The organism is Mycobacteriales bacterium, from assembly GCA_030697205.1.
Classification (GTDB): domain Bacteria; phylum Actinomycetota; class Actinomycetes; order Mycobacteriales; family SCTD01; genus JAUYQP01.
Map to the genome: position 1 here is coordinate 146,558 of JAUYQP010000049.1, position 20,997 is coordinate 167,554.

The 20,997-nt window shown below is 73.0% G+C and carries 24 protein-coding genes; 10 read left to right on the forward strand and 14 right to left on the reverse strand.

Annotated features, from left to right (window positions below):
- Nucleotides 1-8: 8 nt before the first annotated feature.
- Complete coding sequence (locus Q8R60_16660) at nucleotides 9-1,850, forward strand: M14 family metallopeptidase (GenBank protein MDP3714105.1); 1,842 nt, start codon at nucleotides 9-11, stop codon at nucleotides 1,848-1,850.
- A gap of 64 nt (nucleotides 1,851-1,914) precedes the next feature.
- Here the strand turns inward: Q8R60_16660 and Q8R60_16665 are convergent, their stop codons facing one another.
- The 4 genes from Q8R60_16665 to Q8R60_16680 form a co-directional block, all read right to left on the reverse strand.
- Nucleotides 1,915-2,718 carry an ABC transporter permease gene (locus Q8R60_16665; protein MDP3714106.1) on the reverse strand — a complete coding sequence of 268 codons (804 nt, stop codon included), beginning with the start codon at nucleotides 2,716-2,718 and terminating at the stop codon, nucleotides 1,915-1,917.
- A complete protein-coding gene (locus Q8R60_16670; protein MDP3714107.1) occupies nucleotides 2,715-3,686 on the reverse strand; it encodes an ATP-binding cassette domain-containing protein in 972 nt (323 codons plus the stop codon). Before Q8R60_16670 ends, Q8R60_16665 begins: the two co-directional genes overlap by 4 nt.
- A gap of 142 nt (nucleotides 3,687-3,828) precedes the next feature.
- Complete coding sequence (locus Q8R60_16675) at nucleotides 3,829-4,647, reverse strand: hypothetical protein (protein MDP3714108.1); 819 nt, start codon at nucleotides 4,645-4,647, stop codon at nucleotides 3,829-3,831.
- Nucleotides 4,648-4,729: 82 nt separating this feature from the next.
- The gene (locus Q8R60_16680) at nucleotides 4,730-5,209 is read right to left on the reverse strand and encodes a MaoC family dehydratase (GenBank protein MDP3714109.1); all 480 of its coding nucleotides are present in this window, start codon (nucleotides 5,207-5,209) and stop codon (nucleotides 4,730-4,732) included.
- A 133-nt stretch (nucleotides 5,210-5,342) separates the two neighbouring features.
- Here Q8R60_16680 and Q8R60_16685 point away from each other — a divergent pair, with 133 nt between their 5' ends.
- A complete protein-coding gene (locus tag Q8R60_16685) occupies nucleotides 5,343-6,368 on the forward strand; it encodes an alpha/beta fold hydrolase (protein ID MDP3714110.1) in 1,026 nt (341 codons plus the stop codon).
- Here the strand turns inward: Q8R60_16685 and Q8R60_16690 are convergent.
- Together Q8R60_16690 and Q8R60_16695 are read right to left on the reverse strand one after the other, a co-directional pair.
- A complete protein-coding gene (locus Q8R60_16690; protein ID MDP3714111.1) occupies nucleotides 6,282-7,091 on the reverse strand; it encodes a DUF2786 domain-containing protein in 810 nt (269 codons plus the stop codon). The genes Q8R60_16685 and Q8R60_16690 overlap by 87 nt on opposite strands.
- Nucleotides 7,088-7,609, reverse strand: a complete 522-nt coding sequence (locus Q8R60_16695; protein ID MDP3714112.1) for a TIGR04338 family metallohydrolase — start codon at nucleotides 7,607-7,609, stop codon at nucleotides 7,088-7,090. Before Q8R60_16695 ends, Q8R60_16690 begins: the two co-directional genes overlap by 4 nt.
- Before the next feature lie 73 nt (nucleotides 7,610-7,682).
- On the opposite strand from Q8R60_16695, the gene Q8R60_16700 reads away from it, so the two are divergent.
- Complete coding sequence (locus Q8R60_16700) at nucleotides 7,683-8,828, forward strand: DUF839 domain-containing protein (GenBank protein ID MDP3714113.1); 1,146 nt, start codon at nucleotides 7,683-7,685, stop codon at nucleotides 8,826-8,828.
- 120 nt (nucleotides 8,829-8,948) lie between these two features.
- Here Q8R60_16700 and Q8R60_16705 read toward each other — a convergent pair whose 3' ends face one another.
- Complete coding sequence (locus Q8R60_16705) at nucleotides 8,949-9,917, reverse strand: DMT family transporter (protein MDP3714114.1); 969 nt, start codon at nucleotides 9,915-9,917, stop codon at nucleotides 8,949-8,951.
- 53 nt (nucleotides 9,918-9,970) lie between these two features.
- Here Q8R60_16705 and Q8R60_16710 point away from each other — a divergent pair, with 53 nt between their 5' ends.
- The 3 genes from Q8R60_16710 to Q8R60_16720 are packed head-to-tail and all read left to right on the forward strand — an operon-like array spanning nucleotide 9,971 to nucleotide 11,368.
- Nucleotides 9,971-10,417: an Lrp/AsnC family transcriptional regulator gene (locus tag Q8R60_16710; GenBank protein ID MDP3714115.1), complete on the forward strand. Its 447-nt coding sequence runs from the start codon at nucleotides 9,971-9,973 to the stop codon at nucleotides 10,415-10,417.
- A gap of 50 nt (nucleotides 10,418-10,467) precedes the next feature.
- Entirely contained in the window at nucleotides 10,468-10,704 is a 237-nt protein-coding gene (locus Q8R60_16715; GenBank protein ID MDP3714116.1) for a hypothetical protein, read from the forward strand.
- Nucleotides 10,705-10,714: 10 nt separating this feature from the next.
- Nucleotides 10,715-11,368 (forward strand): EthD domain-containing protein, encoded by a 654-nt coding sequence (locus tag Q8R60_16720; GenBank protein ID MDP3714117.1) that lies wholly within the window; start codon nucleotides 10,715-10,717, stop codon nucleotides 11,366-11,368.
- 18 nt (nucleotides 11,369-11,386) lie between these two features.
- Here Q8R60_16720 and Q8R60_16725 read toward each other — a convergent pair whose 3' ends face one another.
- Entirely contained in the window at nucleotides 11,387-12,046 is a 660-nt protein-coding gene (locus Q8R60_16725; GenBank protein MDP3714118.1) for a hypothetical protein, read from the reverse strand.
- A 203-nt stretch (nucleotides 12,047-12,249) separates the two neighbouring features.
- On the opposite strand from Q8R60_16725, the gene Q8R60_16730 reads away from it, so the two are divergent.
- Nucleotides 12,250-13,038, forward strand: coding sequence for a hypothetical protein (locus Q8R60_16730; GenBank protein MDP3714119.1), 789 nt, complete (start codon nucleotides 12,250-12,252; stop codon nucleotides 13,036-13,038).
- Nucleotides 13,039-13,264: 226 nt separating this feature from the next.
- On the opposite strand, the gene Q8R60_16735 is transcribed toward Q8R60_16730, so the two are convergent.
- From Q8R60_16735 to cysQ, 6 genes are all read right to left on the reverse strand, one after another.
- A complete protein-coding gene (locus Q8R60_16735) occupies nucleotides 13,265-13,690 on the reverse strand; it encodes a nuclear transport factor 2 family protein (GenBank protein MDP3714120.1) in 426 nt (141 codons plus the stop codon).
- Nucleotides 13,690-14,169 (reverse strand): SRPBCC domain-containing protein, encoded by a 480-nt coding sequence (locus Q8R60_16740; GenBank protein MDP3714121.1) that lies wholly within the window; start codon nucleotides 14,167-14,169, stop codon nucleotides 13,690-13,692. Before Q8R60_16740 ends, Q8R60_16735 begins: the two co-directional genes overlap by 1 nt.
- The gene (locus Q8R60_16745; protein MDP3714122.1) at nucleotides 14,166-14,939 is read right to left on the reverse strand and encodes an SDR family oxidoreductase; all 774 of its coding nucleotides are present in this window, start codon (nucleotides 14,937-14,939) and stop codon (nucleotides 14,166-14,168) included. The genes Q8R60_16740 and Q8R60_16745 overlap by 4 nt, the downstream gene beginning before the upstream one ends.
- Entirely contained in the window at nucleotides 14,936-16,075 is a 1,140-nt protein-coding gene (locus Q8R60_16750) for a sulfotransferase (protein ID MDP3714123.1), read from the reverse strand. The genes Q8R60_16745 and Q8R60_16750 overlap by 4 nt, the downstream gene beginning before the upstream one ends.
- Complete coding sequence (locus Q8R60_16755; protein MDP3714124.1) at nucleotides 16,076-17,161, reverse strand: DUF1214 domain-containing protein; 1,086 nt, start codon at nucleotides 17,159-17,161, stop codon at nucleotides 16,076-16,078.
- A gap of 292 nt (nucleotides 17,162-17,453) precedes the next feature.
- Nucleotides 17,454-18,239: a 3'(2'),5'-bisphosphate nucleotidase CysQ gene (gene cysQ, locus Q8R60_16760; GenBank protein MDP3714125.1), complete on the reverse strand. Its 786-nt coding sequence runs from the start codon at nucleotides 18,237-18,239 to the stop codon at nucleotides 17,454-17,456.
- Nucleotides 18,240-18,307: 68 nt separating this feature from the next.
- On the opposite strand from cysQ, the gene Q8R60_16765 reads away from it, so the two are divergent.
- Genes Q8R60_16765 through Q8R60_16775 form a run of 3 tightly spaced genes read left to right on the forward strand, consistent with a single transcriptional unit; the run spans nucleotide 18,308 to nucleotide 20,996 of the window.
- Entirely contained in the window at nucleotides 18,308-20,113 is a 1,806-nt protein-coding gene (locus tag Q8R60_16765) for a hypothetical protein (protein MDP3714126.1), read from the forward strand.
- Nucleotides 20,110-20,235: a hypothetical protein gene (locus Q8R60_16770; GenBank protein MDP3714127.1), complete on the forward strand. Its 126-nt coding sequence runs from the start codon at nucleotides 20,110-20,112 to the stop codon at nucleotides 20,233-20,235. The genes Q8R60_16765 and Q8R60_16770 overlap by 4 nt, the downstream gene beginning before the upstream one ends.
- A complete protein-coding gene (locus Q8R60_16775) occupies nucleotides 20,232-20,996 on the forward strand; it encodes a MerR family transcriptional regulator (protein ID MDP3714128.1) in 765 nt (254 codons plus the stop codon). Before Q8R60_16770 ends, Q8R60_16775 begins: the two co-directional genes overlap by 4 nt.
- Nucleotide 20,997 lies beyond the last annotated feature (1 nt).

The following is a 20,997-nucleotide window of genomic DNA, read 5'->3' on the forward strand; positions in this document are numbered from 1 at the left end:
GCGCTCCTGTGACCACTGCCCCGGTTCCTGTCGAGACCAGCGAGACCGGCGTCAGCCGTCGCGCGCTGCTGCGCACCGCCGGTGCGGTCGCTGCCGCCGGCGTCGTCGCCACGGCGCTCCCGTCGGGAGCGGCCACCTCGTCGAGCGTCGCCTCGCCTGTCGCGGGTGCCGGAGGCCGGGCGCTCATGCAGCTGGCACGCGTGTGGGCGACGACCGCCAAGCAGCGCAAGGCGATGGTCGGCTTCGACGACACCCACACGGTCTACGAGGACGGCTCGGTGCAGTACCTGCTCTGGCCCGGTGACCTCGCCCGGCTCAAGGACCTCGGCCTGCGCTTCGTGATCGAGGTCCCCGACCTCGCGCTCGCCGACGCGCTCGAGGCCGCCAAGGCGAAGACCGCCGTGCGGTCGCTCGCCGTGCAGCCCGGCGAGACGAAGACCGGCGACTACCGCGTGCTCGCCGACTACGAGCGCGACATGCGCGCGCTGGCCAAGAAGTACCCCACCAAGGCCAAGCTCATCGAGCTGCCGCACCGGACGATGGAGGGCCGCACCGTCTACGGCCTGGAGATCTGCACCAACGTCAGCAAGCGCGACGGTCGGCCGGTCTTTTACCAGGACGGCTGCCACCACGCCCGCGAGTGGCCGGCCTCCGAGGTCCCGATCATGTGGGCCTACGACCTGCTGGAGAACTACGCCAAGGACAAGCGGATCAAGGCGATCGTCGACAACGTCCGCACGATCATCGTGCCGGTCGTCAACGTCGACAGCTTCCACTTCACCCGGTCGGTCCCGGTCGAGACGCCCGGCGGGCTCGAGGGCATCGTCCTGGGCGGGCAGGGCGCGTACACCCGCAAGAACCGCAGGCCGATCGGCTCCACGCACATCAGCGAGGGCCTCGGCCTGGCCGAGACGGAGATCCCGAAGGAGCTGCAGGGCTACCTCGGCGTCGACCCGAACCGCAACTACGCCTACCAGTGGGGCGACGACGAGGGCGGCTCGTCCCCGTCGATGACCGACCAGACCTACCGGGGCACCGACCCGTTCTCCGAGGCCGAGTCGCGCAACGTCGCGCACGTGCTCAAGAGCCACCAGGTGACGGCGATGATCAGCCACCACACCTCCGGGGACCTGCTGCTGTGGGCGTGGGGCGACACCCGCGACGACGCCCCCGACAACGACCTGCTCGAGGGCCTCGGTCGGGCGATGGCCGTCTACAACGGCTACCGCCCGCAGAAGTCGATCGACCTCTACGTCACGACCGGCACCACGTCGGACTACGCCTACGGTGCGCTCGGCTCGATCGGCTACACCTTCGAGCACGCCGGGTCGTCGTTCCACCCGCCCTACCCGACGACCGTCCCCGCGATGTACGCCAAGAACCGCGAGGCCTTCATCCTGCTCGCGACCTACGGCTGCATCGCGCCGGAGAAGCGCCCGGACCTCAAGCTCGACGCCGACGCGGCGCAGGAGCTCAAGGACGAGAAGATCACATCCAAGCGGCTCTCCCACGCGATCCTCTCGGGCCGCGCCGTCAACCGCTCGGGCAAGCCGGTCGCGGCAAAGCTGTCGATCACCAAGACCTTCGACACCGACCTGTGGCTGCAGGGCGCGAAGAACCCGCTGGAGCAGAAGGTCTACCGCGAGTTCCTCGACACCTCGATGGAGACGGGCACGGACGGGAAGTTCGAGTGGCACGTCAACCCGTCGACCCGCCCGGCCAAGGTCGCCGCGAAGAAGACCGAGTCCTACGTGCTCGCGATCACCGGGCCCAAGGGCTCCGGCATCAGCAAGCGGATCGTCGTCAAGCGCGGCCAGCGCATCAAGCTCGGTGACGTGGTCGTCGACTGACCCACGCCGCACGCCCGAAGGGCCCGCCGCTCCCCGGAGCAGCGGGCCCTTCGGCGTACCTGCTCTACCGCGAGGCGGCGCGCTTGTAGAGCCGCGTCGACAGCGGCACGAAGACCGCGAGGATCGCGAAGCCCCACAGGACCGTGTAGAGCACCGGGTGCTGGATCGGCCAGGCGTCGGAGACTCGGGCGACGCCGGCGGTGTTGCCGAACAACTCCCGGGTCGCCTGCGTCACCGAGGACACGGGGTTCCACTCGGCGAACACCCTGAGCGCCGTGGGGAGGTTCTCCAAGGGAACGAAGGTGTTGGCGATGAAGGTTAGCGGGAAGATCACGATGAAGCTGGCGTTGTTGACGACCTCGGGGCTCGGGACGAGCAGCCCGACCCACGCCATGACCCACGAGAACGTGTAGGCGAAGAACAGCAGGAGCAGGAAGCCGGCGAGCGCCTCCAGGAACGACGTGCGGATCCGCCAGCCGACAGCCAATCCCGTGCCCGCCATCACGACGATGCTGATGACGTTGATGAGCACGTCGCTCGCGGTGCGGCCCACCAGCACCGCCGACCGCGACATCGGCAGCGAGCGGAAGCGGTCGATGACGCCCTTCTGCATGTCCTCGGCGATGCCCGCGCCGGTGTAGGTCGCGCCGAAGATGACGGTCTGCGCGAAGATCCCGGCGATGAGGAACTCGCGGTAGTTGGTGCCCTCGAGCGTGATGGAGCTGCCGAAGACGTAGGCGAACAGCAGCACGAACATGATGGGCGAGATGAGTGTGAAGACCAGCAGCTCGGGGACGCGCATGATCTTGATGAGGTTGCGCTTGACGACGATCGCGCCGTCTCCGAGCGCGGCGGTCAGCTCGCTCATGCTGCGTCCTCCGTCTTCCCGTCGACCGCGGCATGGCCGGTCAGGGTCAGGAAGACGTCGTCGAGGGTCGGTCGCCGCAGGCCGACGTCGCTGACCTCGATGCCCGCCCTGTGCAGCGCGGTGAGGGCGGTGCGCAGGTCGGCGGCCCCACCGCTGACGGGCGCGGTCATCGACCGGCCGTCGACCGAGACCTCGCTGACGGCGAGGCGCTGCAGCACGTCGCGGGCTGTCGCGGCGTCGGCCTCGTCCACGACGACGACCTCGATGCGCTCGCCGCCGACCTGGCGCTTGAGCTCGTCGGCGGTGCCGTGCGCGATCGCCCTGCCGTGGTCGATGACGACGATCTCGTCGGCGAGCCGGTCGGCCTCCTCGAGGTACTGCGTCGTGAGCAGCAGGGTCGTGCCGCCGGAGACGAGCTCGCGGATGACGTCCCACATGCCGGTGCGGCTGCGCGGGTCGAGGCCCGTCGTCGGCTCGTCGAGGAAGAGCACCTGCGGCTGGGCGACCAGGGCCCCGGCGAGGTCGAGCCGGCGGCGCATGCCGCCGGAGTAGCCCTTGACCGGTCGGTCGCCGGACTCCACCAGGTCGAAGCGCTCGAGGAGCTCGCGCGCACGGGCCTTGGACGTCGTACGCCCGAGCTTGTAGAGGCGGCCGATCATGTCGAGGTTCTCGAAGCCGGTGAGGTACTCGTCGACGGCGGCGTACTGCCCCGACAGGCCGATGCGCTGGCGCACGCCCTTGGGGTCCTTGCGGAGGTCGATGCCGGCCACCGTGGCGCTGCCCTCGTCGGGCTCGAGCAGCGTGGTGAGGATGCGGACGGCGGTGGTCTTGCCGGCGCCGTTGGGCCCGAGCAGTCCCAGCACGGTGCCCTCGGCCACGGTGAGGTCCAGCCCGTCCAGCGCGCGGACGTCGCCGCTGCGACTGGAGTACCTCTTGACGAGCCCCTCGGCCCTGATGACGTCGCTCACGCGCTCTCCTCGGTCGAGCCCTGACCGTACGACGCCCCGGTGACCGGCAGCTCGTCGCCGGGTGGCCGCCGGGTGTCTGATCGTCGCGTGACGACACGCCGGGACGGCCCGCGAGACGATCACCATCACGCAACGGTGGTGATCATCTCGCGACGCGGTGGACGGGGGCCGACTCGCCTTCCGAGGACAGCAGCCAGCTGCGGCCGTCGGTGTCGTAGGAGATGCCCTCGCCCTGCTCGCTCGCCGGCAGCGCGACCCGCTCGGGGGTGCCGGCCAGTGCGGCCGCGAGGTCGTCCCCGGTGACGGCCCACTCGTAGGCGGCCGTGTAGGTGCGCAGCACGACCCGGTCGCCGCGGGGGCTGACCGCACCGCCCGTGACCGCACCGACGCGGACCTCGCCGACCCGCCTCAGCGTGCCTGCCGCCATCGGCTGTGGCGCGGCGTAGACCCCCGCCCCGCCGAAGCGGACCTTCTCCACGACGAGCAGCTGGCCGGTGCGGGGGTGGACGAGCAGCGCCTCGGCGTCGCGCGGTGAGTCCTCGAACCTCAACCTGTACGACGTCGGCGTCACCGTGCGCGAGCCGCTCCGGTCGGGTACGGGCACCCGGTGCACGAGCACCCCGCGGTCGCGCACTGCCCGGTTGTCGCCGATGTCGGCGACCCACAGCGTGCCGGGGGTCGTCGCTGCCAGGTCCTCCCAGTCGCGGGCGTCGGTGCCGGCGAGCGTCAGCACGGCGACGGTGCGGCACCGTCGGTCGAGGCCGAACAGCCGCGGCCCGTCACCGCTGTCGTCGTGGGTCCAGATCCGGTCGCCCAGCACGGCCAGGCCGCTCGACTCGGTGATGCGCGGGTCGACGAAGGAGCACAGCACGGACGCCGCCGCTGTTGCGGGGACCCGAGCCGTCGGGGACGCCGGCGCGGAGGCTGGTGCGGTGGACGGCGCGGTGGACGGCGCGGTCACGCGCGGTGACGCCCCCGGCGTACCCCCTGGTCCTGTGCACCCGACGACGAGGAGCGCGGCAAGCGCGCCCCTCGTCAGGTACTCAGCCGTAGACGCGGCGGGTGACCCACTCGGCGACGAGGGCCGGCTTGGCCTCGCCCTCGATCTCGACGGTGACGGTCTGCGTGACCTGCAGCGTGCTCGGGTCCTTCTGCTCGACCGCGGAGACGACCGACGAGGCGCGGACCTTCTGGCCGACCTTCACCGGGTTGACGAAGCGGACCTTGTCGAAGCCGTAGTTGACGCCCATGAGGATGCCGTCGAGACGGGCCGGATCCTGCGGGATCGAGCCGCACAGGTGGGTCAGCATCGACAGCGTGAGGAAGCCGTGCGCGATCGGCACGCCCCACGGCGACATCTGCGCGCAGGCCTCCGGGTCGACGTGGATGAACTGGCGGTCCTCGGTGACCTCGGCGAAGGCGTCGATGCGGGCCTGGTCGACCTCGAACCACTCGCCCGTGCCCTCCGACTGACCGATGGCCGCCTCGTACAGCGCGAACGCGCTCTCGCCCTTGCTCGACACCTGAGGAACCTCCGGAAGACGGGTGCTGCGGAGCGCCCAGCCTCTCAGACGGGTGTCACGGGCCGACACGCCCCTGCGTCCCGCGCACCGGGATTTGTCGATGAGGGGGCGGAGCGGGTGGAACGCTCCGGTCATGGGACGCGCTGCCGTGATCAGCAAGGGGCTGGGTCGGGTGCTGCACGCGCCGCGGGTCGAGGCGGTGCCCGAGGGCCGGGTGGTCGAGCTGCCCGGTCGCGGCCGGACCTTCGTCGTCGACGTCCCCGGCCCGCCCGGCGCCCCGGTGCTGGTCCTGCTGCACGCGCTCGGCTGCACCGGCTACCTGTCGTGGTACCCCGTGATCGCGGGCCTCGCCGAGGACCACCGCGTCGTCGTGCTCGACCAGCGCTGGCACGGCCGCGGCATCCGCTCCGAGCGCTTCTCCCTCGAGGACTGCGCCGACGACGTCGTCGCGCTGCTCGACGCCCTCGGCGTCGACCGCTGCATCCCGGTCGGCTACTCCATGGGCGGCGCCGTCGCCCAGCTCGTCTGGCAGCGCCACCCGCAGCGGGTCGAGGGGCTGGTGCTGTGCGCCACCGCCCGCAACTTCCGCGGCACCGCGAAGGAGAAGCTGTTCTTCCCGGCCGTCGGCGCGGTGCTGCGGCCGCTCGCCCGCTACAGCCGCGAGCGCGTCACCCGCCTCGCTGACGCGCTGCCCGCCCTGCCGACGACGACCTCGCACGACCCGCAGTGGGGGCTCGCGCAGTTCCGCTCGACCAGCGCCTGGACGATGCCGCACGTCCTCGACGCGCTCGGCCGCTTCGACTCCTCGTCGTGGATCGCCGGCGTCGACGTCCCGACCGCGGTGGTCGCCATGGGCAAGGACCACACCATCCCCGTACGCCGCCAGCACCGCCTGGCCGCGAGCATCCCGGGAGCCGATGTCGTCGAGGTCGACGCCGGCCACGCCGGGCTCGTGCTGTCGGCCGGGCGCTTCGGTCCGGCCCTCGACGTGGCGCTCGCCTCGGTGCGGGCGCGGCTGGCACCCCCGGTCCTGGCACCCCCGGTCGAGGCACGCCCGCGTCGGGTCAGGCGCTCACGCGCCGAGCTGCCCGCGCTGCCGGAGCCCCGGCTGGCCGAGGTCGGCCCGCGCACCGTCCGACGCCCCCGAGCGACGGGCTGACCCGCTGACCCGGGTGCGGCCGTCGAAGGCGCCGCGCCACGACCCGCGCGCCTGCGAGGCCTCCCGGTAGAAGTCCGAGACCCGCACCGCCTTCTCGCGCAGCACCAGCTCCGACGACGTGGACGGGCCGGACGTCGCGGTTGTCGCCGGGTCGGCGGCCCGGGCGGCCGCGCGGGCCTCGTCGAGGGCGGCGAGCGCGCGCACGCGGGCCTCGTCGAGGCGCCGGCCCACCTCGGCCACCCACCCGTCGTAGAACGACAGCCGCCACGACAGCGCCGCCAACCCCTCGTCGCGGTGCTCGCCGCGGGCGATCCGGCGGTCCGCGGCGGCGGTCATCTGCACGACCAGCGAGGCCCACAGACGCTCCACGACCTCGAGGTCGGAGCGGTGGCCGTAGCCGAGGACCCACGCGGAGTCGCGGGAGACGTCGGCCCGCACGTCGTTGGGGGTCGCGACCGCGAGGTAGAGCAGCACCCGGTGCCGGTTGCCGCGCTTGCCAGCGGCACCGACGACGAGCCGCTCCTGCACGACGGGCTCCTGGGTGCCGCGCGCGTGCCGCTCCTGCTGGCGCCGGCGCGCCAGCTCCAGGTCGACGGCGTGGGCCGTGGCGAGCTGCTGCGCGCGCTCCACGAAGGCCGCGGCCTCGTGCTCGTTGTCGGTGCCCTCGGCCTGGGCGAGCAGCTTGCCCACCCGGTCGACGAGCTTGTCGTCTGCGTCGGTCACAGGACCCCCACCTCCACGTCGTGCTCTCCGTAGCTCACCCGCAGCGCCAGCACCGCTGCCTCTCCCAGGGCCGCGCCGGTCAGCAGCAGCACCACCGCCGGGAAGGGCGCGCTGTGCTGGTGCGCGAGGCCGGTGGTCTCCGCGACGTGGTGGGCGAGCTCGTGCAGCAGCACGTGCTCGCGCAGCGCCCACGGCTCGCCGTGCGCCGGCACCGGCAGCGCGATCACCCCCGGTGGCTCCCAGTGGGCAGCGGTCACGCCGCGCCGGGTGCGCAGCCCGGGAGCCGGGAGCCGGCCGGCCACGGCCACGACAGCCGGCTGGGCGAGCACCGCGGCGGCGTAGTCCTGCGCCCCGGCGAGCGTGCCGAAGCGTCGCTCGCCCGGGAGGAGCACGCTGCTGCCGGCGATGGTCGCGAGCTCGGCGCCCTGCCGCGCGGCATCGAGGCGCTGCGCCCAGGCGTCCTCGGCCGCGTAGACGCGGGAGCGCTGGGAGTCGCGGCGGGCGGCGGTCTCGGGCACGACGACGACGCTAGGCGACGCTGCCGGTCGCGGGGCTGGCCCGGGCGACCCTTGTGGAGGCAGACTCCGGGCTGTGGACAGACGGGACTTCCTGCGGGCCGGTGTGGTGGCCGCCGGCGCGACCGCGCTCGGTGGGTCGCTGTGGCGCGACGGCTTCGCGGCGGTCGCCGGCGACAGCCCCTACGGCCCGCTGCGCGCCGCCGACGGCAACGGCGTGCGCCTGCCCGAGCGCTTCCGTTCGCGGGTCGTGGCCCGCACCGGCCAGCGGGTCGGCACCTACACCTGGCACGGCGCGCCCGACGGCGGTGCCTGCTTCAGCACCGGTGACGGCGGCTGGGTCTACGCCTCCAACTCCGAGCTGGTCTCCGGTGGTGGCGCCGGGGTCGTCCGCTTCGACAGCGAGGGGCGGATCCTGGGCGGCCGCCGGATCCTGTCGGGCACGAGCAGCAACTGCGCCGGGGGCGCGACCCCGTGGGGGACCTGGCTGTCGTGCGAGGAGACCGCCCGCGGCCGGGTCTGGGAGTGCGACCCGACCGGCAGCCGGGCCGCGGTCGTGCGGCCCGCGATGGGTCGCTTCGTCCACGAGGCCGCCGCCGTCGACACCGCCCGTCAGGTGGTCTACCTCACCGAGGACGCCACCGACGGCTGCTTCTACCGCTTCCGCCCCACCCGCTGGCCGGACCTCTCCGCCGGCGTCCTCGAGGTGATGGCCGGCTCCGGCACCGGCGTCGCGTGGTTGCGCGTCCCCGATCCCTCAGCGGCCTCGACGCCGACCCGGATGCAGGTCCCGGGGGCGCGGGTCTTCCGCGGCGGCGAGGGCTGCTGGTGGGCGCGGGGCGTCTGCTGGTTCACGACGAAGGGCGACGGCAGGGTCTGGAGGTACGACGTGACAGCCGGCCGCCTCGACGTCGCCTGGTCGGGCGGACAGCCCCTCACCGGCGTCGACAACGTCGTCGGGTCGAGGTCGGACGACCTGTTCGTCGCGGAGGACGGCGGCGACATGCAGGTCTGCGTGCTCACCCCGGAGGGCACTGTCGCACCGTTCCTGCAGGTCGTCGGCCACGACGGCTCGGAGATCACCGGGCCGGCGTTCAGTCCCGACGGGACCCGGCTCTACTTCTCCTCGCAGCGCGGCACGACGGGCCGCTCGACCGGGGGCGTCACCTTCGAGGTACGCGGGCCCTTCCGGAAGTCCACCCGCAAGGTCCCCTGGTACTGACCGCCCCGCCCCGTCCCGCCCGCCGCCCGCCCGCCGCCCGCCCGGCTCCCGCGGAGAAGTGGCGATCACGGTCGCGAGGGTGAGCGCGCGTGATCGCCACATCCCACGAGGCGGTCGGGCTCAGACGGGCTCGAGGACGGGGTGGCGCGGGACGGGGACGTCGGCGTCGTACGCCCGGAGGTCCTGGAGCTCCTGGAGGTCCTGGAGGTCCTCGACCGACTCGGCCGCGCCGCGCTCGACGAGCCACATCGCGACCATCACGAGGACGCCGCCGACCGCGACCCGCGGGCCGAGGTGCTCGCCACCGAAGGCGACCGCGAAGCCCGCGGCCCAGACCGGCTCCATCGTCATGACGACGGCCGCGCGGGTCGGTGCGAGGCGGGCCTGCGCCCAGGTCTGCACGATCATCGCGAGCGCGCCGGCGACGAGCGCCATGTGGAGCAGCACCATCCAGTCACCGGTGGTCGACGGGACGACGACGCCGCCGGGCAGGGCGCCAACCGTGCAGACGACAGCGGTCGTCGCGAGCTGCACGATGGCGAGCCCGACGGTGTCGCCGGCCGAGCTCCAGCGGCCGAGGCCGACGATGTGAGCGGCGTAGGCCAGGGCCCCGAGCAGGGTGAGCGCCTCGCCGGTGCCGACCGCGAGCCCCTGCAGGGACAGCACACCCAGGCCGACGGTGGCGAGGCCGACGGCGCTCCAGGCGCTGGCGGGCAGCCGGGCGCCGAGCAGCAGGGCGCCGAGCAGGGGGGTGAAGACGACGTACATGCCCGTGACGAAGCCCGACACCGACGCGCTGGTCGTCTCGAGGCCGACGGTCTGCAGCAGCTGGCCGGCGCCGAAGACGAGGCCGAGCGCGACGCCCTGGCGACGGGCGCGCGGGGTCAGCCGGCGCACGGCGTGCGGCGCGATCGCGGCGAGCACGAGGGTCGCGATGGCGAAGCGGACCGCGAGGAAGTCGGCGGCGGGCACCCGCTCCAGCACGCCCTTGAGCATGAAGAAGGTCGAGCCCCAGGCTGCGGTCACGGCGAGCAGCCCGGCCAGGGCGAGGGTGGACGGGGTCACGGAGGTGCGGTCTGTCAGAGTCACGTCACCGAGTCTCGGGACGGCTCGGAGGGACTTCAAAGATCGGAGCCGCAAGGATGAGCAAGCGCCGTCCGGACGCCACGGACGAGCGGATCCTCCGTCTGCTCGTGAGGAACGCCCGTCTGTCGTGGCGTGACGTGGGCGACGAGGTGGGGCTGTCGGCCAACGCCGTGGCGCAGCGGGTCAAGCGGCTCGAGACCGACGGGTGGGTCCTCGGGTACACCACCGTGCTCGACCCGGGCCTCGACGACGAGGGCCTCACCGCGCTCGTCCACCTGCGGGCCGCCCCCGACGTCGACGCGGCCGCCTTCGAGTCGGCCATCGCCGCGATCCCGTCGGTCACCGAGGTCCTCGACCTCGCCGGCAACGTCGACTACCAGGTGCGGGTGCGCTACTCCACGCAGCGCGAGCTCGTCGACACCGTCAACGCGCTGCGGATGGTCGAGGGCGTCACCGGCATCGAGACCCGACCGGTGCTGCGCTCGGTCCTCGCGCGGGAGTAGTCACCGCTCCGTCACCTGCTCGGGCGCGCTGCCGTGCGACGCTTCACCACGTGTACGACGACATCCCTGCGGCACCGCGCGACGCCGAGCTCGACCCCCACTGGTCGGAGCTGCAGCAGTCGCCCTCCGGCGTACCCCTGGCCTATCTCCCCCCGACGATGGGCGGGCCGCAGTCGCGCTGGCGACGGGTGTCGGCAGTGGTGCTGCTCGTCATGCTCGTCACCGTGACGGCCGGCGGGGTGTGCCTGACCTACGGCCCGGCGGAGCTGTTCGAGCTGCTCCAGTAGCGTCCGCGAGGTGGAGAAGCTCGACTACCTGGTCTGGCGGTCCGGCGACCTCGATGCGCAGGTCGCGGCGCTGCTCGACGGCTCGCTGCTGCTGCCCGTCGTACGCCGCCTGACGGTCTCGACGGCGGACACGTCCGGCGAGGTACCGCGACCGCTGCTGCTGATGGGCCGGGGCGACGAGCTCGCGGCCCTGGTCGAGGTGTGGCTCGACTCCGTCGACGAGCGGGCAGCGGTCGAGGCACTGCTCGGCGAGGCGGACGGCTACCTCGTCACCGAGTCCGTGCCGCAGGCCGAGCCGGTCGCCGCACCGGTGGGGGTGCGCAGCCCGGGCCTCACCCACCTGACGTGGTTCCCGAAGCCCGCGCGGCTCACCGACGAGGAGTTCTTCCACGGCTGGCACGACGTGCACACGCCGTCGTCGTTCGCGCTGCACCCGCGCCGCGACGGCTACGTCCGCGACGCCGTCGCCCGGGCCCTGACGCCTGGTGCGCCGCCGGTGCGGGCGATCGTGTCGGAGCACTTTCCCGAGGTCGAGGACTACACCGACCCGGCCCGGCTGTTCGGCTCGCGCGAGGCGTTGCAGGTGACGATGGACGAGCTGCCGCTCTACGGCGACCAGGCCGACATGAGCAGCCGCCCGCTGTGGCGGCACGTCCTGCGCTAGACCGGCGCTAGACCGGCGCTAGACCGGCGCAGTGATCTCCGGCGCGGTGCCGAAGCTGCCGTAGGTCGTGACCTGACGCAGCACCCCCTGCGTGGCGCCAGCCTGCAGCGGCAGCTCGACGGCGAGGCGCAGCACCCGGCCCTGCGGGTCGAGCGCCAGCGTCACGGGGACGTCGCTGCCGCCCTGGGCGTCGAGCAGCCCGGTCGTGCGGACCTCCTCGGCGGTGAGGGTGACCTCGACCATGCGGCCGGTGCGCCCGTCGAAGACGACATCGCCCTTGTCGACCGGGTCGTCGGCGGCCGCGAGCACCCTCTGCAGGACGACGGCGGGGACGGCGGCCTTCGCTGTGCCCGTCTCGGGTGCCCAGCGCCCGTTGGGCAGCGTGCGGCTGTAGCCCTTGTCCGCGATGCGCACCACGTCGGCCTTCGTGCCGCCGATCGTCACGGTGTAGGCGACCCGGTCCGGCACGGCCGCGCGTCCGTCGATCACGGTGCGCTGCAGCGCAGTCTTCCCCGGCAGCTCGGTGACGGACCGGAAGGCGAAGCTCGACAGCGCCGCCGCCTGCGCCCGCGCGTCGGCCAGCCGGTCCTGCGCGGTGGCTTCGGGCGTCGCGCTCCCGCCGCTCGCGCAGCCGGCGACGAGCGCCAGGGGGAGCAGGGCGGCGGCGGTGCGGAGCACAGGAGGTCCTTCCAGGGCAGGGCGAGTACGACGAGAGGGTCGGCACCCGCGAGCCCCGCCTGAAGGCGCCGCGTCGGCTCGGCCCAACAGGGTGGTTGGCCGGTCTCACCCGTTCGGCCCACCAGATCGGGGTCTCCGCCGCCGACATCACAGGGGAACCGGTCGGCCCCCGACCTGATCCCCTCAACCCAGGAGCAGCCCGCATGCGTCGTCCCGCGCTCTCCCGCCTCGCTGTCGGCGGCGTCGCCGCCGTCGCGCTCTCGCTGTCCGCGGCCGCGCCCGGCCTCGCCGACGACGCGACGCCGACCCCGTCCGCGAGCGAGACCACCGTCGCCGCGGAGACGCTGCCGCCGGCCGACCCCACTGCCCCGGTGGAGGCCTCCACCACCGTCGCTGAGGAGGTCGTCGTGGACCCGAGCGCGTCGGTGACCCCAACCGAGTCCGCGACGACCGCCACCGCGAGCGAGCTGCCCGCCGCGGAGTCGGTGGACACCGCGACCCCCAGCGCGACCCCGACCATCGGTGGCAACGGCGCCTACAGCTACCCGTTCGTGCTGACCACCGGTGAGGCGGGCGCGACGACGGTCGCCATCGAGGTCGCCGGCACCGGCGTCTCCGTCGGCTACACCCTCGACGAGCAGGGCAAGGTCACCGACGCGGTCGTCGCCGCCGGCGCGGCCACGCTGGTGAAGTCCACCCCGCACACGATCTTCCTGGTCCTCGAGACCGGCGAGACCGTCAAGGTGAAGGTCCACGGCGACTCGGTGCGGGTGAAGGTCAAGCCGGTCAAGGGCGGCCCGCTGCGCCCGGGCATCTCCACCCCCGAGGAGGTCGCCGCCGACGAGGCCGCCGAGACCGCCGAGACCGCCGAGGTCGAGGAGACCGAGGCGCCGGAGGCCGAGGACGCCGACGAGGCCAAGCCCGCCAAGGAGAAGAAGGCCAAGAAGGAGAACCCCGGCAAGGGCAAGGGCAAGGGCAAGAACAAGGACTAGTACGCCGCGCGGCCACACCCGCGCACCGCACGACGACGGCCCGCTCCTGCAGGGGGGAGCGGGCCGTCGTCGCGTCCGCCCGCCCGGAGCACCTACCCGCCCGCGCGCCCGCGCCTCACTGGCGGTGATCTTCGCCCTCGTTCGGCTCGTTGAGCGTGCGGAATCGCAAGGAGGCGAAGATCAGCGCGGTGAGGGGGGGCGGAGGTCAGGGGGGCGGAGCGCTGGGTCAGCGGTGGGCGGTGTGGAAGGTCCAGGACTGCTCCTCCACGCGGCGCGCGAAGCGCCAGGAGCCGTCCACCCGACGGAGCTCGTCGACGTACCAGAGCCCGACGAAGTAGGTGTCGGCGTCGTCGCAGACCATCGGGTTGAGGCAGATGGTGCGGGTGCGCAGCAGGTCAGGCCCGTCGCTGACGTCGAAGGTCGTCGTCCCGGACAGGTGCTGGGACCCCTTGAACATCGGCAGCACCTTGGCGAAGTAGGCCTGCTGCTCGGGCAGCGTGCCCGCGATGCCGCCGGTCGAGGTGTAGTCGAGGAACGCGTCGTCGGTGAACAGCGCGGTGAGCCCGTCCCAGTCGCGGCTGTCGATGCACCAGGAGTAGCGGGCCAGCAGGTCGTAGACCTCGAGCCGGTCGCTCATCTCCTGCAGGTCCATCACGACTGGTCGGCCCAGAGCTTCTCGGCACGGTCCTTGAGCGCCAGCGCGGTCGCGTCGAAGCCGGCCTTCACCCACTCCGCCTGCATCTCGTAGACGACCGCGGCGATGTCGCCGGTGAAGGCGTCGGTGGTCGCGTAGGACGACCGCTCGGCGCCGAGCGAGGTGACGACCTGGTCGCGGACCGCGAGCATCCCGGGGATCGAGTCCCCGGTGTCGTACTGCAGCAGACCCGGCACCTCGTCGGTCGGCGGCCGCGTGACCCGCAGGTGCTCGAGCGTCGTGAAGGTCTTGTCCGCGTCAGCCGGGTCGGGCAGGTGCAGTAGCACCTCGTCGCCGACCTCGCCGCCGGTGTCGACCCGGACGGTGAAGGGGTTCCAGGAGGCGTACGACGCGAAGTCCGTGACGACCGCCCAGACGACGTGGGCCGGCGCGTCGATCTCGACGAGCAGGGACCGGATGGTGGTGTCGGCGGTCATGCCGGCATGTACTCCCCGCCGTTGACGTCGAGGATCGCGCCGGTGACCTCGGAGGTGTAGGACGACAGCAGCATGAGGATCGCCCCGGCGCAGGCCTCGTCGGTGGGGATCCGACCGAGTGGGTTGCGACCGGCGATGTCGTCGTAGACCTCCTGCTCGGTGATGCCCTTCTGCTGGGAGGTCATCTCGAGGTAGAAGCGCACGCCCGGGCCGTCGAGCCAGCCCATGATGGCCTGGTTGACGCGGATGCCGGAGCCGCCGAGCTCGAGCGCGAGGAACTGCGTCGCGCACGTCATCGCGGCCTTCGCGACGGCGTAGCCGCCCTCGCCCTGCATCGGCTTGCGGGTCGTCATCGTGCCGACGTTGACGATCGAGCCGCCGCCTGCCGCCTTCATGTGCGGCACCGCGAGGCGGGCCATCTGCAGCGCACCGAACAGGATGACGTCCATCGAGCGGCGCAGGCCCTTGTCGGGGGTCTCGAGCAGGTCGTGGAAACCGGGGTGCGCGTAGGCGCTGTTGACCAGGCCGGTGACCTTGCCGAAGCGCTCGACGGCGGTGTCGATGACGCGCGCGCAGTCCTCCTCCTTGCGCACGTCGCACTGCACGGCCACCGCGGCGCCGTCGGTCTCCTTCTCGATGACCGAGGTCACGGTGTCGGAGCGCGCGGCCATGACGACCTTCGCGCCCTCCGCGACGGCGCGCTGGGCGAGCTTGGCGCCGAGCCCGGCACCGACGCCGGTGATGACGACGACCTCGTCGGTCAGGATCACAGGTAGGCCCTCTCGTAGAAGTCGAAGTCTGTCGCGAGCTGCTCCTCCGAGAGCCCGAACTCCTCTGCGGTGTAGCTGTGTGCGCCGTGCTTCTCCTCGCGGTTGACCCGGAGGTAGTCCTCGAAGGCCGCGGTGTCGGACTCCGTCACCGTCAGCCCGAGCTCGCCGAGCACGCGGGTCGCGGTCTCGAGCGGCTGCGCGACGGAGTCGCGGAAGGGCACGTCGACGAAGCGCTCCGGCCGGCGCGCGCGCACCTCGTCGAAGCCCTGCAGGCACTCGCGGAACCGCTCGCTCCAGTAGCGCCCGATCTGCACGGGGTCGCCGTTGTCGCTGTACTGCGCGGTCATCGCCGACACCATCGAGGCGTACGACGGGACGGCGGCCGTGGGCGAGCGGTGCGTCATGACGATCTTGCACTCGGGGAAGGCGTCGAGGACGGTGTCGGCCGCGGTGAGGTGGTGCGGCGACTTCAGCACCCACTGGCGCCCGGCCCGGGAGGCGTCCTGGTGCTCGAGCACCTGCAGCCACTGGCGCAGCTCGTCGTACGCCTTGCTCTGGTCGAAGGAGCGCAGCCACACGCCGTAGGACGGCACCCAGTAGAAGCTGTCCCAGCTCATCGCGGTGAAGGACCGGTCGAGCAGCAGGACGTCCTCCTCCGGCCCGTCCCAGACGACGGTGTGGATGTCGCCGAAGTCGGGGGAGAGCTCGAGGAACATCTCCATCATCTTCTTGGCCTTGCCCTTGCGGACCTCGGCGTCGGGTGACTCGCTGGGGAAGGGCAGCGGGTAGGAGCACTCCCACGACAGCGTGCTGGTCAGCTGCGGCGAGGCCGCGAGGAGCCGGTGCAGCAGCGTGCTCCCGGTGCGGGGGAGCCCGCAGATCTCGGCGGCGACGACGGGCTGGATCGAGAGCGCCTCGGGGTGGGCGTCCTGGTAGTCGCGGAGCCGGAGCCGGTCGACGAGCAGCGCGGTGAGCCGCCGCTCGGTCATCGAGTGGCCCATCTCCGACAGCTGCGCCTCGTCGTTGAGGGCGTCGACGAGGACCCCCAGCGGCTCGAGGAACCAGGTGTCCCCGAAGTCCGCCCGGCCGGCCTTGGCGCGGGCCGCGGCGAGCAGGTCGTCGACCTTCAGGGTCATCTAGAGCTCCACGACGCGGCAGGACGGCAGGGGGTGGTGGTCGGTGCCGACCCAGCGCAGCAGCGCGGTGCCGGTGGTGTGGCCGGCGGTGTCGATCCAGTTGCCCCAGCCCGGGTCCTCGCCCGCGACGACGAGGACGAGCCGGCCGTCGTCGTCGAGCCGCGCGGTGTGCTTGTTGACGGTGATGCGGCGCTCCCAATCGAGCGACTCCATCCACCAGTTGGAGAGCTGGAAGTTCCAGTAGGGCGCGTCCGGCACATCGGTCTCGATCACCCAGGCCTGGCCGGGCTCGAGGGTCCAGTAGCCGTGCAGGTAGAAGATCTCGGGGTCGCCGCCGGCCTTCTGGAACATCTCCTGGCCCCAGTCGGGCAGCTCGTTGGGGCGCGTCATGAACAACTCGGTCCAGGCCGCGAAGGTCGCCGCGGTCCCGTGCACTCCGAGCGCCGCGCGCTGCAGCGAGCGCACCAGGTGCTTCGGGTCGAGCGGCTCGGGCTGGGCATGGCCGCCGACCCGCTCGATGCGGTAGGCCCCGGCGACCTCCGACGTGCGGTCGAGGTAGCTCTCGCGCAGCACGATCATCGTGGAGTCGTCGGCCAGCGGCAGCCAGTTGACCGCCCCTTCGGGCTTGTCGGTCGCGACGTGGATCGTGAGCGTCCCGTCGGCCTCGACCACGAGGTCGTCGTTGCGCAGCTCGCCGGTGGACGCCATCGTGCCGTCCTTGGCGTAGCGGTTGGCCTTGCTGCCGAAGGTCGTCTGCGCGATCGACCCGCGGGTGCCGGTGATGACGTAGGACTCGCGCCCTGTGACCGGCGCCGAGTGGTAGACGTTGTCCGGGTTGTCCGCGCCGATCTTGACGAGGTCGAGGCCCTGCATCCGAGGGCGGGTCGGGTCGGAGTTCTCGATGGTCGAGTAGAGCGCGTTGCGGGTCAGTCGCGCGAGGTAGCGGAACCCCTCGGCGCGGTCGAGCGGCGTCGCGGGGGCGGTCTCGCGCAGGACCACCTCGCCGGCCTTCTCGAGGGCCTGGCAGAAGTCGTGCCACGCCTGCCCGGTGAGGACCGCCTGTGCCGCCTGGTTCTCCGCGTCCATGCCCACCTCCCGCCCCACGCCGCCGTGAGTGGAACGTGTTCTACCACCAGAGCGGGTACGACGGGAAGGCTCCCGTCCCGCTCCGTGGCACCTGACCCGCTCCCCGCCCGCCCTCCCGGCGCACCCCTACCCCCGACGATCTTCGCCCTCTTGCGGGCGGTTGAGCGTGGGGAATCGCAACGGGGCGAAGATCAGCGCGACAGGGAGGGGTGTGGCGGGGCGGGCGCGGCGGGGCGGGGCGGGCGCGGCGGGGCGGGGTGGGCGGGCGGCGGGGTCGCTGTGGGGTGGTGGGTCAGAGCAGGGGGGTGCGGCCCCAGGCGACGAAGGGGCCGTTACGCAGACCGGACTCGACCTTGCCGTAGCGGAACGGGTCGCCGGCCGGGGTGAGGACCTGCCCGCCGGCGGCCGACAGGACGGCGTGGCCGGCGGCGATGTCCCACTCCATGGTCGGGCCGAAGCGCGGGTAGACGTCGGCCTCCCCGGCGGCCACCAGGCAGAGCTTGAGCGAGGAGCCGGCGCTGCGCCGGTCGGCCAGCGGGAGCCGGTCGAGGAAGGCGGCGGTGTCGGCGTCGAGGTGGCTCTTGCTGGCGACGGCGACGAGGCCGTCGGCGGGGTAGGCCCGCGTCCGGATCGCGGTCGCCTCGCCCAGGGCCGCGCCGGGCTCGCACGGGGCCTGCTTGGCCGTCGTACCCCCGAAGAACGCGCGGGAGCGGGCGGGGGCGTAGACCGCGCCGGCCACGGGGGAGCCGTCGCGGACGAGGGCGACGTTGACGGTGAAGTCGCCGTTGCGGGAGGTGAACTCGCGGGTGCCGTCGAGCGGGTCGACGAGCAGGAACTCGCTGGGCACCTCGGGCAGGCCGCCGGCGGCAACGGCCTCCTCGGCGACGACGGTGACCCCGGGGAGGAGCTCGGCGAGGCCGGCGAGCAGGACGGCCTCGGCGCGCTCGTCGGCCTCGGTGACCGGCGAGGTGTCGCCCTTGGCGCGGACCTCGAAGTCGGTGGCGTAGACCGCCATGACGACCTCCCCGGCGCGCGAGCACAGGTCGGCGAAGCGGGCGGCGAGCGCGTCGGGCGTCATGCGCGGGAACCCTAGACGTGACGTGCGTGACACTTGCCATGTGACATCTCATGGTGTCTCATACGTCCATGACGAACTCCGTGCTCGCGGTCGTGACCGCTGCCGAGGAGGGCGGCGGTGCCGCCCTCGGTGAGGTCGCCGTCGCGTCCGCCCTCGGTGGCGGGCTCACCGCCGCACTGCTGGCGGTCGCCTGGGCGCACCGCACCCGGCGTACGACGCTGCTGACCCGCGCCGGCACGGCGCTCGGCCGCTCGACCGGCGTGCCCGGCTGGGTGGCCCTGCCGACGCTGTTCTGCACGACCAGCCTGCTCACGGCGCTGTTCGGGATGTACTGGGACATCAGCCTGCACATCGGCCAGGGGCGTGACGAGGGCCCGCTGGCCAACCCGGCGCACTACTTCATCCTGTTCGGGCTGTTCGGCGTCTTCGCCGCCGGCGTGCTCGCGATCGTCATGCCGCTCGACGAGAAACCCGGGTCGGCGAGCGTCCGGATCACCCGCGACTGGCACGCGCCCGTCGGTGGGCTTCTCCTCGCGGGCGCCGGGCTCTACGCGCTGATGGGCTTCCCGCTCGACGACGTCTGGCACCGCATCTTCGGGCAGGACGTCACGCTGTGGGGCCCGACCCACCTCATGCTCATCGGCGGGGCGGGCCTGTCGCTCATCGGCCTGCTGGTGCTCGAGCAGGAGGCCCGCCACCGGGGTGGCTCGCCCGCGGGGCGCCAGCTGCTCATCGCCAAGCTGCGCCGGGCCTCCGCCGCCGGCGGCATGCTCATCGGGCTGTCGGTCTTCCAGGGCGAGTTCGACTTCGGCGTCCCGCAGTTCCGCCTCGTCGAGCAGCCGGCGCTCATCGCGGGCGCCGCCGCCATCACCCTCGTCGCGACCCGGATGTGGTCCGGTCGCGGTGCCGCTCTGGGCGCGGTCGGCTTCTTTCTCGCCATCCGCGGTGTCGTCGGCCTCATCGTGGGCGTGGGCCTCGACGAGCCGATGCCGAGCCTGCCGCTCTACCTCGGCTCGGCGCTCGTCGTCGAGGTCGTCGCGGTCCTGCTCGCCCGGCGCCCGCTGCTGCTCGGCGCCGTCGCGGGCGTGCTGGTGGGCACGGTCGGCACCGCCACGGAGTACGCCTGGTCGCAGGTCGCCATGACGCTGCCCTGGGGCTCCGACATGCTCGTCGAGGGCGTGCTGGGCAGCGCGGTCGTCGGCCTCGCCGGTGGTGTCATCGGCGCGCTGCTGGCGCTCGGCCTGCGCGGCGAGCTGCCGTCGCCGCGGACCGCACGGCCGTTGTTCGCCGCGTCGCTGGTGGCGATCGCCGTCGTGGTCGGCAACGGACTGATCGCCACCGTGCCGTCGGGGATGACCGCCGACCTCGCACTCGGCCCGGTCACCGACGGCAGGGCGGTCGTGACGGCCCGCTTCTCCGAGGCGGTCGACGACCCGTCGTGGCTGCAGGTCACGGCCTGGCAGGGGGCCGTCCCCGACGGTCTGAAGGTCGTGCCGCTGGTCGAGCAGGCCGACGGGAGCTGGGCGTCGGAGGAGCCGGTGCCGGTCGCCGGCCAGTGGAAGACGCTGCTGCGCCTGCACGACGGCCGGACCCTCGCGGCCCTGCCGGTCTACATGGCGGCCGACCCCGGGATCAGCGCCGAGGAGGTGCCCGCCGTCGATGCGACGCGGACCTTCATCGCCGAGAACGTCCTGCTGCAGCGCGAGCGCAAGCTCGACGTCCCCGGCTGGGTCTGGGCTGCGTCCTCGTCGATCGTCCTGGTGTGCACCTTGGTGCTGGTGCTCGCGCTCGCCTGGGGCGTCTCTCGGGTCAGCCGGGCCCGCGCTGCCGTGGCGTCGGACCGCGTCGCCGACAGCGAGCTGGTCGCCCGGTGATCCTCGCCCACCACCCCCTCGTCACCGCCCTCCCGCTGGTCATCCCGGCGGTCGTCATGGCGCTGCTGCTCGTCGGCATCGTGGTGCGCGACCGGCGCACTCACCCCTCCGACGAGGGGTGAGGCTGCCGCTGCTCTCCCGCACCCGCGAGGATGGGGCGGTGGAGCTCACCGTCGACCAGCTGGCCGCCGAGGTGGGCATGACGGTCCGCAACGTGCGCGCCTACTCCGCGCGCGGCCTGCTGCCGCCACCACGTCTCGTCGGCCGCACCGGCTTCTACGGCCCCGACCACGTCGCCCGGCTCAAGCTGGTGCGCGAGATGCTCGCCGAGGGCTACACCCTGGCCGCCGTCGAGCGCTCCCTCGCCGGTGCCGCGCACGCCGCGTCCCCGACCGTCCTCGCGCTGCACAAGTCGCTGCTGACGCCCTTCCTGCCCGAGCAGCCGGAGGAGACGACGGTCGCAGCACTGGCCGCACGGGTCGGGGTCGAGACCGGCCCGGGCCTGCTCGCCGAGCTCGCCGACATGGGTGTGGTCGAGCTGCTCGACGACGAGCGGGTGCGGGTCCTCGACCCGGCGCTGGTCGCGGCCGGCCTGCAGGTGATGAGGCTCGGCATCGACCCGGCCGCCGTCGTCCACGCGCAGCGCAAGGTCATCGAGCTGGTCGAGGAGGCCGCGCACATCTACGTCGAGATGTTCCAGTCGACGTTGTGGGCCGACTTCGTCTCCCGCGGGGTGCCCGCCGAGGAGTGGGACCGCGTCACCGAGGCGGTCGAGCGCCTGCAGCCGCTCGCGGCCCAGGCGCTGCTGGCGTCCTTCCGGACCGCGATGGCCGACGCCGCGGCGCGGGCCTACGAGGCCGAGGCAGCCGCGCTCCCGGACTGAC

Bases quoted from the DNA above. Each gene is read 5' to 3' on its own strand.
- Q8R60_16740 (MDP3714121.1), bottom strand. From the start codon at position 14,169: ATGACCGCCGACACCACCATCCGGTCCCTGCTCGTCGAGATCGACGCG.
- Q8R60_16665 (MDP3714106.1), bottom strand. From the start codon at position 2,718: ATGAGCGAGCTGACCGCCGCGCTCGGAGACGGCGCGATCGTCGTCAAG.
- Q8R60_16750 (MDP3714123.1), bottom strand. From the start codon at position 16,075: ATGACCCTGAAGGTCGACGACCTGCTCGCCGCGGCCCGCGCCAAGGCC.
- Q8R60_16730 (MDP3714119.1), top strand. From the start codon at position 12,250: ATGCGTCGTCCCGCGCTCTCCCGCCTCGCTGTCGGCGGCGTCGCCGCC.
- cysQ (MDP3714125.1), bottom strand. From the start codon at position 18,239: ATGACGCCCGACGCGCTCGCCGCCCGCTTCGCCGACCTGTGCTCGCGC.
- Q8R60_16735 (MDP3714120.1), bottom strand. From the start codon at position 13,690: ATGGACCTGCAGGAGATGAGCGACCGGCTCGAGGTCTACGACCTGCTG.
- Q8R60_16765 (MDP3714126.1), top strand. From the start codon at position 18,308: ATGACGAACTCCGTGCTCGCGGTCGTGACCGCTGCCGAGGAGGGCGGC.
- Q8R60_16710 (MDP3714115.1), top strand. From the start codon at position 9,971: ATGAGCAAGCGCCGTCCGGACGCCACGGACGAGCGGATCCTCCGTCTG.
- Q8R60_16755 (MDP3714124.1), bottom strand. From the start codon at position 17,161: ATGGACGCGGAGAACCAGGCGGCACAGGCGGTCCTCACCGGGCAGGCG.
- Q8R60_16685 (MDP3714110.1), top strand. From the start codon at position 5,343: ATGGGACGCGCTGCCGTGATCAGCAAGGGGCTGGGTCGGGTGCTGCAC.